This is a genomic window from Micromonospora thermarum (assembly GCF_012034245.1).
GTDB lineage: Bacteria > Actinomycetota > Actinomycetes > Mycobacteriales > Micromonosporaceae > Micromonospora > Micromonospora thermarum.
Window position 1 is genome coordinate 99,150 of sequence record NZ_JAATEO010000015.1, and the last position, 12,596, is coordinate 111,745.

11 protein-coding genes and 2 tRNA genes are annotated in these 12,596 nt (G+C 73.3%); 9 read left to right on the forward strand and 4 right to left on the reverse strand.

Annotation, left to right across the window (positions count from 1 at the left end):
* Positions 1 to 301 precede the first annotated feature (301 nt).
* From HCJ94_RS15660 to HCJ94_RS15675, 4 genes are all read left to right on the forward strand, one after another.
* Positions 302 to 898, forward strand: coding sequence for a PadR family transcriptional regulator (locus tag HCJ94_RS15660; protein WP_168001752.1), 597 nt, complete (start codon positions 302 to 304; stop codon positions 896 to 898).
* A gap of 185 nt (positions 899 to 1,083) precedes the next feature.
* A complete protein-coding gene (locus tag HCJ94_RS15665; protein WP_168001753.1) occupies positions 1,084 to 2,307 on the forward strand; it encodes an FAD-dependent oxidoreductase in 1,224 nt (407 codons plus the stop codon).
* Between the two features lie 123 nt (positions 2,308 to 2,430).
* Positions 2,431 to 2,904, forward strand: a complete 474-nt coding sequence (locus tag HCJ94_RS15670) for a toxin-antitoxin system HicB family antitoxin (protein ID WP_168001754.1) — start codon at positions 2,431 to 2,433, stop codon at positions 2,902 to 2,904.
* Positions 2,905 to 2,972: 68 nt separating this feature from the next.
* The gene (locus HCJ94_RS15675; RefSeq protein WP_168001755.1) at positions 2,973 to 3,788 is read left to right on the forward strand and encodes a DUF4097 family beta strand repeat-containing protein; all 816 of its coding nucleotides are present in this window, start codon (positions 2,973 to 2,975) and stop codon (positions 3,786 to 3,788) included.
* Between the two features lie 72 nt (positions 3,789 to 3,860).
* On the opposite strand, the gene HCJ94_RS15680 is transcribed toward HCJ94_RS15675, so the two are convergent.
* Entirely contained in the window at positions 3,861 to 4,103 is a 243-nt protein-coding gene (locus HCJ94_RS15680; protein WP_168001756.1) for a DUF6458 family protein, read from the reverse strand.
* 151 nt (positions 4,104 to 4,254) lie between these two features.
* Between HCJ94_RS15680 and HCJ94_RS15685 the strand changes: the two genes are divergently transcribed.
* A tRNA-Gly gene (locus HCJ94_RS15685) sits at positions 4,255 to 4,327 on the forward strand.
* Between the two features lie 43 nt (positions 4,328 to 4,370).
* Positions 4,371 to 4,445, forward strand: a tRNA-Val gene (locus tag HCJ94_RS15690).
* A 36-nt stretch (positions 4,446 to 4,481) separates the two neighbouring features.
* Here HCJ94_RS15690 and HCJ94_RS15695 read toward each other — a convergent pair.
* A complete protein-coding gene (locus tag HCJ94_RS15695; RefSeq protein WP_205801340.1) occupies positions 4,482 to 7,211 on the reverse strand; it encodes a helix-turn-helix transcriptional regulator in 2,730 nt (909 codons plus the stop codon).
* Between the two features lie 98 nt (positions 7,212 to 7,309).
* Between HCJ94_RS15695 and HCJ94_RS15700 the strand changes: the two genes are divergently transcribed.
* Positions 7,310 to 7,717, forward strand: a complete 408-nt coding sequence (locus HCJ94_RS15700; RefSeq protein WP_168001758.1) for a hypothetical protein — start codon at positions 7,310 to 7,312, stop codon at positions 7,715 to 7,717.
* A gap of 82 nt (positions 7,718 to 7,799) precedes the next feature.
* On the opposite strand, the gene HCJ94_RS15705 is transcribed toward HCJ94_RS15700, so the two are convergent.
* Entirely contained in the window at positions 7,800 to 9,209 is a 1,410-nt protein-coding gene (locus HCJ94_RS15705; RefSeq protein ID WP_168001759.1) for a hypothetical protein, read from the reverse strand.
* 209 nt (positions 9,210 to 9,418) lie between these two features.
* Between HCJ94_RS15705 and HCJ94_RS15710 the strand changes: the two genes are divergently transcribed.
* On the forward strand, positions 9,419 to 10,411 hold the full coding sequence (locus HCJ94_RS15710; RefSeq protein WP_168001760.1) for an NAD-dependent epimerase/dehydratase family protein: 993 nt from the start codon (positions 9,419 to 9,421) through the stop codon (positions 10,409 to 10,411).
* A 106-nt stretch (positions 10,412 to 10,517) separates the two neighbouring features.
* Here the strand turns inward: HCJ94_RS15710 and HCJ94_RS15715 are convergent, their stop codons facing one another.
* Positions 10,518 to 11,492, reverse strand: coding sequence for an Acg family FMN-binding oxidoreductase (locus HCJ94_RS15715; RefSeq protein ID WP_168001761.1), 975 nt, complete (start codon positions 11,490 to 11,492; stop codon positions 10,518 to 10,520).
* A 354-nt stretch (positions 11,493 to 11,846) separates the two neighbouring features.
* Between HCJ94_RS15715 and HCJ94_RS15720 the strand changes: the two genes are divergently transcribed.
* Positions 11,847 to 12,485, forward strand: a complete 639-nt coding sequence (locus HCJ94_RS15720) for a response regulator (protein WP_168001762.1) — start codon at positions 11,847 to 11,849, stop codon at positions 12,483 to 12,485.
* Positions 12,486 to 12,596: the final 111 nt, after the last annotated feature.

Genomic DNA, 12,596 nt, shown 5'->3' on the forward strand with positions numbered 1-12,596 from the left:
CGAATGGGGTTTGGTGCCTGCGTCGAAGTCCCGGCGCGGCCGGGTGGTCACTTCGAGTCCGGCCGTAGCGTCGGGCAGTGGTGTCGCGCCCGGATCGAGCGTCACTGGACCCGGGCTCGCGGGTCGTGGGCGCCGTCCGAACGCGGGCCGAGTGGTCGTCAGCGCCCTCCGGACGCGGGTCGAGCCGCCGTCGGCCGGCGGGCCCCAGACTCTCGATCACTGTCCGCATCCCGACGACCGCGAATGGTTGACATCGAATGGTCGATCCTGGATAGTCGATATCGACCTTTAGGAGTGCTCAGTGGAGCGACGTCGTCGCGTGCCGAACCCGTTGGCGCTGGCCGTTCTCGCCTGGCTGCTCCTGGAGCCGATGCACCCGTACGAGCTGGGGCGCCGGCTCCAGCAGAGCGGCAAGGACCGGCACATCAAGTTCACCCGGAGTTCGCTCTACATGGTGGTCGAGCAGCTCACCAGGGCGGGCTTCATCGTCGAGCGGGAGACGGTGCGCGACGGCCAGCGGCCGGAACGCACGGTCTACGAGATCACCGACGAGGGGCGTCACGAGTTCCACGACTGGCTGCGCGCACTGCTGGCGCAGCCGCGGGAGGAGTACCCGCACTTCGCTGTCGCGCTGTCGCTTCTGAGCCTGCTCCCACCCGACGACGTCGTCGAGGTGCTGCGGAAGCGGCTGGCGGCGCTGGGCGTCAAGATCGACGAGAGTCGCGCCGCCACCGACGAGGCCCTCGCCCGGGGCGTCGAGTGGTACTTCCTCGTCGAGGAACGGTACGCACTCGCGCTGATGGAGGCGGAGAGCGCGTTCGTCACCGAGCTGATCCAGTCGCTCACCGCGCCGGGCTACGTGAAGTCCTGGCAGGAAGCCATGGGGAGCCGTGCATGACCGCCGCGCCCAGTGGCCGGTGGTCGCAGGCGCTCCGCTGTGACACCTCTATGACGTCATCCAGACGTCAAAATGTCCTTGACTGACGTCACGCCTGATGTCATCGTGAGGTCACGCACCGAATCCAGTCGTTTCACAGCGCCGGGTCACCTGAAGTCCTGGCCGGAGACCATGGGGAGTCGTACATGACAGCCGCAAAGAGGGCGCTGGTCATCGGGGGTGGCGTCGCCGGCCCGGTCGCCGCGATGGCGCTGCGCAAGGCCGGCATCGAGGCAACGGTCTACGAGGCTTACCCCTCGGTGGCCGACGGCATCGGTGTCACACTGACGCTCGCCCCCAACGGGGTGGAGGCGATGCGCCTGGTGGGCGCCGACGACGCCGTACGGTCCATCGGTCTTCCGATGAACCGCACGGTGGTCAGCGACGGCTACGGGGTCCGCATCGGCGAGTTCCCGCACGTCTCGGTCCAGCCGACCACGCTCGGCGTCTGGCGGGACGAGCTGTCCCGGGTGCTGCACGAGCGCGCGGAGGCGCAGGGCGTACGCATCGAGTACGGCAAGCGCCTGGTCGACGCCAAGGAGACCGCGGACGGGGTCGTGGCCCACTTCGAGGACGGCACCACCGCCACCGGCGACGTGCTGGTCGGCTGCGACGGCGTGCGGTCGCGGGTGCGGACGCTGATCGACCCGAACGCGCCGCGCCCCACGGTGATGCCGCTGCTCAACTTCGGCGCCGCCGCCGACTACGCGGTGCCGGACGCCGACCCGGACTCGATGTACTTCGTCTTCGGCAAGAAGGCGTTCTTCGGGTACTGGGTCCAGCCCGACGGCCGGACGGCGTGGTTCGCCAACGTGCCGGACAAGCGCCCGATGACGTTCGCGAAGGCCAACGAGATCTCGGCGTCGCAGTGGCTGCGCGAGTTGCGCGCGACCTTCGCCGACGACGTGCCGGCCCGCCAGGTTGTCGAGCACACCAGCCCGGAGGCCCTGGTCGCGATCGGGTCGATCGAGAGCATGCCGTCGCTCCCGCACTGGTACCGAGGCCGCATGGTGCTGGTCGGCGACGCGGTGCACGCGCCGTCGCCCAGTTCCGGCCAGGGCGCGTCGATGGCCACCGAGAGCGCCGTCCAGGTGGCCCGCTGCCTGCGGGACTTCGAGGATCTGCCGAGCGCCTTCGCCGCGTACGAGAAGCTGCGCCGCGAGCGGGTCGAGAAGATCATCCTGCGGGGCAAGCGCACCACGAACAGCAAGACGGTCGGCCCGTTCGCCAAGACGATGATGCGGATCATGATGCCGCTCGCGCTGAAGACCTTCCTCAACCCGGAGAAGACCCTCGGCCCCGAGCAGCGTTACCGCATCGACTGGGACGCCCCGGTGACGTCGGAGGTGCAGGTGCCCGTCCGGGCTTGAGGGGCATGAAGCGTGGGGCGGTCGGACTGGCGGGGCCCGGCCGCCCCCGTTCGTATCCGGCATGACGTCATTCTGACGTCAGAAACCCTTGACTGACGCCACGCATGACGTCATCATGGTGTCATGAACCTCGCACCGTACCTCGCCGATCTCGACGCCGCCCTCGCCCGCACGGCGGCCGCCGGGGACGACGAGACCCGCCGCACCGCCGCGCTGCTGGCCGCCGCGCTCGAACCCGCGGCCCGGCTGGCACTGCTCACCGCCCTGTCCGATTTCGCCGCCGAGGTCACCGACCGGCTGGCGGGGCCGGTCGTCGAGGTCCGGCTCGACGGCCGCGACGCTGCCGTCGTCGTCACCGATCTTCCGGAACCCGAGGAGTCCGCCACCGAGCCGCCGGTGCTGGAGGCGTCGGGGGAGACCAGCCGCGTCACCCTGCGGCTGCCCGAGGAACTGAAGGTCCGGGCGGAGGAGGCCGCCGGCGCGCAGGGCGTCTCGCTCAACACCTGGCTCGTCCGGTCCGTGCAGGAGTCGCTGGAGCGGCGCGGCCGCCGGTCCGGCCTCGTCCGAAGCCGGATCAGCGGCTGGGTCGTCGGCTGACCCGCACAACCACCGTCCCACCGACCACGCGGTGCACCCGCGCCGCCTCGACGAAGGAAGGGTCCGCGATGGCTGACATCGACTCCACCGTCCGCATCGAATCGTTCAACTGCCCCGAGCCGGCCGACATCCAGGTCCACCTCAGCGCTGGCGAGGCCCTGGTCGAGCTGGTGGAGACCGACGCCGTCACCGTCGCGGTGTCGCCGGCGTCCGGTTCCACACCGGCCGACGCGATCGCCGACGTCCTGCGTGGCACGACGGTCCACTTCACCCGGGGCCGGCTGGTCGTGCAGCCGCCCCGCCGGCGGCTGCGGCCGGTGCCGGTACGCGTCGTCGTCCGGGCCCGGCCGGGCTCGAAGATCCAGCTGACCGGCAGCGACGCCCAGTTCACCGTCAGCGGGCGGGCCGGCTCACTCGAGCTCCAGTCGAGCGGCGGCGGCCTCACCGCCGACCGGGTCGACGGCAAGTGCAAGATCCGGAACGGGGACGGGTCGCTCCGGCTCGCCGAGAGTGGCGGCCAGCTCGACGCCCGCATCGGGCAGGGGCATGTCGAGATCGGCCGGATCAGCGGCGGCGGCGCCCGGCTCACCACGGGCGCCGGCACCGTGAGCATCGGCACCGTCGAGGCCGACCTGTCCCTCACCACCGGGGCCAACCGCATCGCCATCGCCGAGGCGGTCACCGGCCGGATCCAGGTCCGCACCGGGCCGGGCTCCATTCGCGTGGGCGTCCGCCCGGGCGTCACCGCCCGCGTCGACCTGTCCAGCCGCAGCGGTACGGCCCGCAGCGACCTGCCGGTCAGCCAGACCGCGAGCGGTAACTCGGCCCTGCGGATCGAGGCGGCCAGCACGAGCGGCGACGTTCTGGTGACCACGGCCTCCTGACCGGATCCCGGACACGGGCGCGCCGGCCACCGTCGCAGGTGGCCGGCGCGTCCCGCGTGGCAGGGGGTCGAATCAGAGCGGCGGGGCGATGTCGCGACGCTCCTCCACCCGCCGGTACTCGACCGGCTCGTCGCTGGTGCTGACGACCGTCCGCCGGCGGCCCCACACGAGCGTCGTCATGATCAGGCCGAGCACGCCGGCGGCCATCAGGATCCAGCCGACCACGTCGAGGTCGATGCCGGCGAGCGTGGCGTCCAGGGCGAAGGTCAGGATCGCGCCGAGCGCGAGCAGGAAGATGCTGGTGCCGATACCCACGACAGCCTCCTTCTTCGGGATGTGGTGTGCTGTCGACCGGGTTCTGTACCCAGGGCGCGACCTGCGCAACCACGCCGGGAACGGGGTGGCCGCCGGGCGATCTTGGTGGTCGGGTAGAGTGGAGCCCGTCGCCGGGGATATCCGGCGGCACGCGGACGTAGCGCAGCTGGTAGCGCATCACCTTGCCAAGGTGAGGGTCGCGGGTTCGAATCCCGTCGTCCGCTCGCGAACCGCCCACCCGCTGAGCCGGGTCGGGATGGGCGCCACGGGCGATTGGCGCAGTGGGAGCGCGCTTCCTTGACACGGAAGAGGTCACTGGTTCAAACCCAGTATCGCCCACCACGATCATGAAACGGCCGCGCTGTGCGCGGCCGTTCGTCATTCGCCGGAGGCGGCCCGGGTGATGGTCGCCAACTGGGACCGGGACGTGATGCCGAGCTTGGGGAACGCCTTGTAGAGGTGGTACCCGACCGTCCGCGGGCTGAGGAAGAGCTGGGCGGCGATGTCGCGGTTGGAGGCGCCACCGGCGGCCAGCCGTACGACCTCGCGTTCCTGGGGCGTGAGCACACTGAGCGGGTCGCCGGCCTTGCGGGGCGCGGCCGGCACGTCCCCGGTCGCGCGCAGCTCGGCACGGGCCCGTGCGGCCCACAACTCCGCACCGAGTCGGTCGAACGTCTCCAGCGCGCCGCGGAGCTGCGCTCGGGCGTCCGCCCGCCTCCGGGCCCGGCGTAGCCACTCACCGTACGCGAGTCGCGTCCTCGCCCGCTCGTACGGATTACCGTCGCCCTCGTGCCGACGAACGGCGTCCACGAAGTGCGTCTCGTCCTGGTCGACGAGCGCCCGGCAGCGCAGGGCGACCGCGTCCGAGGCCGGTTGGCGGACGTGCCGCGCCCAGGTCAGGTAGCGCTCGAGCGGCTGCCGGGCCCGGTCCGACCGGCCACTGCGGACGGCCGCCTCCACCTCGTCGGCGGCGCAGAGGACGCCGAACCCGCCCGGCGGGACGGCCGCCAACTGTTCCAGGGCGGCGTCGGCGTTCCCCAGGCTGAGTTCGAGCCGGCCGAGCGCCCAACGCCCGATGGTCGCGGCGACAACCAGCCCTCGGCCGTCGGCCTGCCGGACACCCTCCTCGGCCCGGTCGCGACATCCCGCCACGTCCCCCTGATGGGCGAGCACCCAGGCGAGGCAACAGGTGAGATGGGTGACCCGGTGCTGGTGACCCAGATCCGTCGCCAGTCGCAGCCCCGCGTCGAGTGTCGCCGTCGCCTCGCCGTACCGGCCCAGCAGCCCCTGGGCGAACCCCTGGTCCTGCAACGCGAACGCCAGCCAGCCGATCATCCCGCTGGCCCGGCAGTCCGCCACGACCCGCGCGGCGATCTCCTCGCAGAGCGCGGCGCGGCCCGCCGGGAGGCAGGCGCCGGCGGTGAAGGTGAGCCCCGGTACGCCCAGCCCCACCAGCGCCGGCGAGTCGAGCACCCGCCGTACGCGGTCCGCTCCACCGGCGATGTCGCCGCTCAACAACCGGGTCAGCCCGACCGCCTGGCCGACCAGGGCGTGTGTCGACGTCCCGAGGTGGCCGGGCGGTGCCGTCGACACACGCGAACTGAGGGCGGGCAGTTCCTGGAGCGACGCGACCGCCTGCTCCGCCACCGGCGCGTCACCGGCGAACCAGGCACAGCGAACGGCCTCCACCAGCAGCCAGGTGGCCTGCTCGGTGGCGTGGGCCGCCACGCGGGGAACGGCGTCCAGGATGATCCGGCCCGCCGCCAGCGGGGTGCCCGACTCGACCTCGCGATGGGCGCGGACCTGCGTCAGCGCCACGGTCATCGCCGGGTCGTCCAGGTCCGGCGTGGCCCGGTCGGCGAGTCCGGCCGCGCGACCCATCAGGCCGGCGTCGCTCGCGGCCAGCGCGGCGGCGGCCAGCCGCGCGGACCGGCGTACCGGATCGGCGGTGAGCTCGGCGGCCCGCTCGTAGGCGGCGGCCATGGCGGCGTGGCCGCCGCGGTCACGGGCGCGACCCGCCGCCTCCTCCAGCCGTCGTGCGACGTCCTCGTCGGGACCGAACGCGGCGGCGGCCAGGTGCCAGGCCCGCCGGTCGGTGGCATCCACCGAGGTCGCGCTGGTCAGGGCGTCGGCGAGAGCCCGGTGCGCGGCGAGGCGCGCGGTCACGGGGGCACTCTGGTAGGCGGCAGCCCTGATCAGGGGATGGCGGAAGCCGACGGTCGACCCTCTGATCTCGATCAGCCGGCTCCGCTCGGCCGCTTCGAGGCCGGCGAGGGAAGCGCCGGCGGCGACCAGCGTCGCCAGCTCGCCGGAGCCGTCCGCCGCCGCGATCAGGAGCGCGGTGCGCGTGGGCTCGGGAAGCGCGGCCACCTGTGCGTGGAACGCCTCCTGAACCCGGTCGGCCACGGGCATCGCCCCCACCGGCGACAGTCGCCCCGCCCGCTGTTCCGGACTGAGCGCGGCGGGCAGCTCGATGAGCGCCAGCGGGTTGCCGTCCGACTCCCGGATGAGTCGTTCCCGGACCTGCGGCGGAAGGTCGGCGGGGAGCAGGGCGGCGGCCGAAGTGTCGTCCAGTCCGTCCAACCGGCGCTCCGGCAGGCCGGTGGCCGGAAAGTCCGGGCGGGCGGCGAAGACCATGACGACGCCGTCCGCGTCGAGTCGGCGTGCGGCGAACACCAGGGCGTCCATGGACGCCTGGTCGAACCACTGCGCGTCGTCGACGAGACAGAGCAGCGCGCCGTCCCCGGCCAACTCGGACAGGAGACTCAGCGTGGCCAGACCGACCAGGAACCGGCTGTCCGGCGGGGCGTCGCGCAGCCCGAGTGCACCGCTGAGCGCGGTCGCCTGGGCGTCGGGCAGCGCGTGGATCCGGTCCAGCCCGGTGCGCAGGAGCAGGTGCAGCGCGGCGAACGGCAGTGCCGCCTCCGACTCGATCCCGACGCCGCGCACCACCCGCATGCCGGCCGCCTGCTCGGCGGCGTACGCCAGGAGCGCCGACTTGCCGATCCCCGCGGGGCCGCGAAGGACCAGGGCGCCGCTCCGGCCGTCCCGGGCACCGTCCAACAGCCGGTCGATCTCCGCCTGTTCCTCGGCCCGTCCGTGCAGCACGACTGGCAACCTACCGTCACGATGACGGATTCGGCATGGCCGCGATCTCCGTAGCTTCGTGATCAGACGCACGTCAGCCCCACGAAGGGACCTTCGAGATGACCACCATCGCCAGCACCGGCCGGACCGCCGACGACGCCAGGCTGCTTCGCTTCGCCCTCAAGCAGGACGCGATCGGCTCGGGCGCCAACGGGGTCGTCTACCTCGCCGCCGCGGCGATCTTCGGCGAGATGTTCGGCCTGCCCGCCGCCTTCCTCTACCCGATCGGTGCGTTCCTGATCGCCTTCGCCGCCGGTCTGCTCCTCCTCGCGTCGAGGCCGGCCGTGAGCCGGCCCGCCGTGGCTGGCGTGATCGCCGTCAACGTCGCGTGGGTGGTCGCGAGCGTCGAGCTGCTCGTCGCCGGCTGGTTCCCGTTGACCGCACTCGGCACCGCGCTCGTGATCGCACAGGCGGTCGTGGTCGCCGGGTTCGCCGCGCTCCAGGTCGCCGGCCTCCGCAGAGCCTGAACCGCCGCGCCTCGGTGCCCGCTCCATCCGGAGCGGGCACTGTGCGTCGGCGGCACCCGGCCGCCGTCCCGGCCTCGCCGGGTCAGCGCACCGCGGACCGCAGGTGCTCGGCCCAGCCGGCCTCGAAGTCCGCGTACGACATGCCGAGCACGCTCCGGGTCACGTCGCCGATCGGCGTGCCCCGGTAGTGCTCGGTGACGAGCTGGAAGACCTTCTGCTCGCCGTGGCGCTCCGCGATGTAGCTCATCGCCGAGTGGCCCAGCCAGTAGTGGTAGCTCAACCGTCCCTCCGTCTCCCAGGCCGCGTTGCCGGGCAGGTCCTGCCGGAAGTCGTACGAGCGGAGGATCCTCGTCGACTCGGCGGTGCGGTCGCTGGTGGTGAACGCCTTCCGGCCGTGGGCCAGGTACTCGGCGAACCCCTCGACGACCCAGCTCTCCGGGCCGTCCAGCGCGGTCGCCCCCCGGCCACGCTTCAGCAGCACGTTGACGATGGCGTGGGCCAGCTCGTGCCGGAAGATCTCCAGCTCCCGGTCGCCCTTGGTGAAGTGGTACTCGTCCGTCACGTCGATCACCACGCGGCTGGTGCCCACCTCGGGCGCGGACGCGTCCGCACCGTCGATCGCCCCGGCCGGCGGCACCGGGATCGCGACCCCGGACTCGGTGGGCGTCTCCTTCGTCGTCCGGTAGAGCGAGCCCAACTCCTTCTTGCCCTTGACCAGGGAGATGACGAAGCCCTGCGGCGCCGTCGCGTCGACGCCGCCGGCCTGCCAGGCGGCCAGGTCCTCCGTCGCCGCGCGCTCGGCGACCGGCGCGTACCGCTGCGCCTCGGCCTTGAGCGACTCGTCGACGACGAGCACGGTGTGCGGGGTCTTCTCCACGTGGATGGCGCGGCCGGTGTCCCACGGTGCCGGGTAGTAGGTGGTCATGTCCCGGGCGGGGCCGTCGACGAGGGCGCCACCGACGGCGGTGACCTTCAACGGGGCGTCCGTGCCGGCGCGGGTGACCGTCCACTTGTACAGCTCCTCGACCGGCGTCGGGTCCATGCCCTCGAACCGGTGCACGAACGACACCCGTACGTCGAAGGTGCCCTCGGTGGCCGTGCTGGCGCCGAACTCCTCGTACCGTGCCTCGGCCAGGGGCAGCTTGGTGAGGTTGTGGAACAGCGTGGTCTGCCGGGCAACCAGGTCCTTGTCGCCCGGGTCGAACGGCGCCAGGTACGCCCCGAGGTCCCGCTCCCTCAGCGCCCGGGTGTGCTCCGCCAGCAGCGTGTCGATCTCGTCCGAGCCGGCTGCCGTGGTGGAGGAGGAACGGTCCAGGTAGACCGAGACGGCGACCACCGAGCCGACCAGCAGCACCAGCAGGGCCACCCCGACCGCGCCCAACGCGACCCACAGGCCGCGCCCCGATTTGTGGGGCGGTGGCGGCACCGGGGCGGGTGGCTGGGCCCAGGGTGGGGCGGGCGGGCTCGGGACGGAGGGGTGGCCCTCGGTCATGGCGGGTCCTCGCTCGGGTCGGTCGGACCGGGGGAGGCTCCACGATCGACCGTTCCCCCGGACGGGCTCGCGTCATTATTCCTGCCGCCGCCGTCACTGTCCGTCCCGGCCCGGCGACGGAGGCCACGGCGCGGTGTTCTGCCGTCGGCAGATCCGCTGACGGTGAACGCGGTGCCGGACCGGGCGCGCCGACCGGCAGAGTGGAGCGCATGAGACTGCTGGTGCTGGGTGGTACGGGATTCGTGGGCGGAGCGACGGTCGCCGAGGCGGTGCGTGATGGCTGGTCGGTGACGGTGTTCAACCGGGGCCGGCACGGGACCGTACCGTCCGGTGTGGAACGGCTGCGGGGCGACCGGACCGCGCCCGGTGGCCTGGCCGCCCTCGCCGGCGGTGAGTGGGACGTGGTGGTCGACACCTGGGACGGGGCGCCGCGGGCCGCGGGGGAGACGGCCCGCGCCCTGGCCGGGCGTGTCGGGCGCTACGTCTACGTCTCCAGCGGCTCCGTCTACGCCGAGCCGGTGGAGCCCGGATCGGCCGAGGACGCCCCCGTCGTCGACGCCGCGCCGGACGCGGACGACGCCGACTACGCGTCCAACAAGGCCGGTGCCGAACGCGCCGTGCGCGAGGTGTACGGGGAGAGCGCGCTGATCGCCCGTGCCGGTCTGATCCTCGGCCCCGGCGAGGACATCGGCCGGCTGCCGTGGTGGCTGGAGCGCGTCGCCCGGGGCGGGGACGTGCTGGCGCCGGGCCCGGCCGACCTGCCCCTGCAGTACATCGACGCGCGCGACCTCGCCGCCTTCCTGCTCGATCCGGTTGTGCCCGGCGGGACGTACAACGTGATCAGCCGTACCGGCCACGCCACGATGGGCGCACTGCTGGACGCCGCCGTCACGGTGACCGGGGCCGGCGCGCGGCTGCGCTGGACCGACCCCGAGGCGATCCTGGCCGCCGACGTGGAACCGTGGAACGACCTGCCGGTCTGGATCCCGCAGGGGCATCCGTACCGCTGGTTGCAGGAGCGCGACGTCAGCCGCGCGTACGCGGCCGGCCTGACCTGCCGCCCCGTCGCCGAGACCGTCGCCGACACCTGGGCCTGGCTGCGGGCGGTCGGCACCGTGCCGCCCCGGGCCGGCCGCCCGCAGCGCGCCCCGGTCGGCCTCGACCCGGCCCGGGAGGAGGCCGTCCTGGCCGCCGCGCGCTGACCGTGCCGGTGCCTGCCGCTGCGTGCCGAGGGCCCGCCACCTGCCAAACCGGGCCGCTGGTCGCGGACCGGGCGGCCGGCGGTGCCGCCGTCGCGCGCCTGCCGGGTCAGGCCTGCGGCACCGGCAGGTCGAGCACCTCGTCGACCGGCCGGCGGGGGGTCGGCCAGCCGGGCTGGCCGAAGCCGACGCGCAGCACCATCTGCGGGGTGCCGAACCGCCCCAGCGACAGCCGCAACTGCTCGCGGGCGGTCGGCACCTCGATCGGCTGGGACAGCATCGACGCCGACAGGCCCGCGTCGGTGGCGGTGAGCAGGACCCGCTGCAACGCCTGCCCGGCCACCACCTGGTCGACGGCGGTGTTGCCGGTCGAGCCGAGCACCGCCACGAGGGGCTCCGGCTCGAAGTCGCGCCCGGGGGCCCGGTCCCGGCCGCCGAAGCCGCGCGACGGCAGCAAATCCTGCGGCTCGTCCTGCGGGCCGCCGGCCGAAGCCGGCACTCCGTCGGGGGCGGGCTCGGCGCGGACCCACTGCTCCCGCTCGGCCCGGTAGGCCGGATCCCGCTCCAGCACCCGGTGCGCGCCGCGGGCGATCTCGGCGAACGCGTTCACCGCGCTCACCCCGACCAGCAGCTCCAGCCAGCACCCTTCGGCCCGGGCCGCCTCGGTGAGGCGCCACCGCACGTCCGCCGGGACGGGGTCGGGCCAGAACGGGGCGCGGTTGCTGAACCGGCGGGGGATGGCCGCGTACAGGGCCTGCTCGGCGGGGGTCGGGTGGCGCGGCACGTCCGGCACCAGCCGGGCGACCACGTCGGGCTCGGCCGGGTACGGGCGCAGCCGCGCCGTCGCCGGCGTACCGGCCACGGCCAGGGCGAGCCGCAGGTTGAACAGCGCCGCCCCGCAGGCGATGCGGACACCCCACCCGCTCGGGTCGGTGGCCGGCAGGCGCCGGGACGGGTCGACCAGGATCTCGATTCCGCCGTCGCGCAGGCGGAACCGCCACGGCTGGGTGTTGTGCAGCGAGGGCGCCCGCACGGCGTCGGTCGCGGCGGCACGTAGCTGCTCGACGGTGTAGCCGGCGTCCATGGTGTCGCTCCTTCCGTGGCGGCTGGTGCAGCCCTCGGTGGGTTCCTCCCCACGGTGCGTCACGTCAGGGCCGCCCGAGCAGGGCCGGACGTCCCGTCCCACCAGGACCCACCGCCCCCGCCGCAGCTCAGCGTGCCCAGGCCCCTTTCCGCCTGGCCCACCACGGACCGCCCCGGCTCCCCTTCCGCGATCTTGCACTTACGGCCCCTGGTTCATGGAGATTTGCGCTCTTTGTCGGGGCGGAAAGTGCAAGATCGCGGGGAGGTGGGGCGGGTGGGGCGTGTCGGTCGGGCCGGGGGGCGGTCAGGACTTTCGGCCCGTGCGGGGTGTGGCGGGGGCGGGTAGAAAGGAGGGGTGATCCGCGTGTTCCTGCTCGACGACCACGAGGTCGTCCGTCGTGGCCTGGCCGACCTGCTCACCAGCAGCGGTGACATCGAGGTGGTCGGCGAGTCCGGCCTGGCCCAGGAAGCCGCGCGGCGGATCCCGGCGCTGCGCCCCGACGTCGCGATCCTCGACGCGCGGCTCCCCGACGGCAGCGGCATCGACGTGTGCCGCGACATCCGGGCCGTGGACTCGTCGATCAAGGGCCTGATCCTCACCTCGTACGAGGACGACGAGGCCCTGTTCGCGGCGATCATGGCCGGAGCCGCCGGGTACGTGCTCAAGCAGATCCGCGGCACCGACCTGGTCGACGCGGTCCGGCGGGTGGCGGCGGGGCAGTCGCTGCTCGACCCGGCGATCACCACGCGGGTGCTGGAGCGGATCCGCAGCGGCGTCGAGCAGCCCCGGGAGCTGAAGTCGCTCACCGAGCAGGAGCGGCGGATCCTGGAGTACGTCGCCGAGGGCCTCACCAACCGCGAGATCGCGGGCAAGATGTTCCTCGCCGAGAAGACGGTGAAGAACTACGTCTCGAGCGTGCTGGCCAAGCTGGGCCTGGAGCGGCGGACCCAGGCCGCTGTGCTCGCCACCCGCCTCCTCGGCAAGACCCACTGACCACCCGGCGGGGCCTCGACGCCGACCGCCCCTGGAAGATCACGCTCGAACACGGATGTAGTGGCATCGCACGCGGCTGAGACCACTACATCCAGGTTGCAGCACGATCTT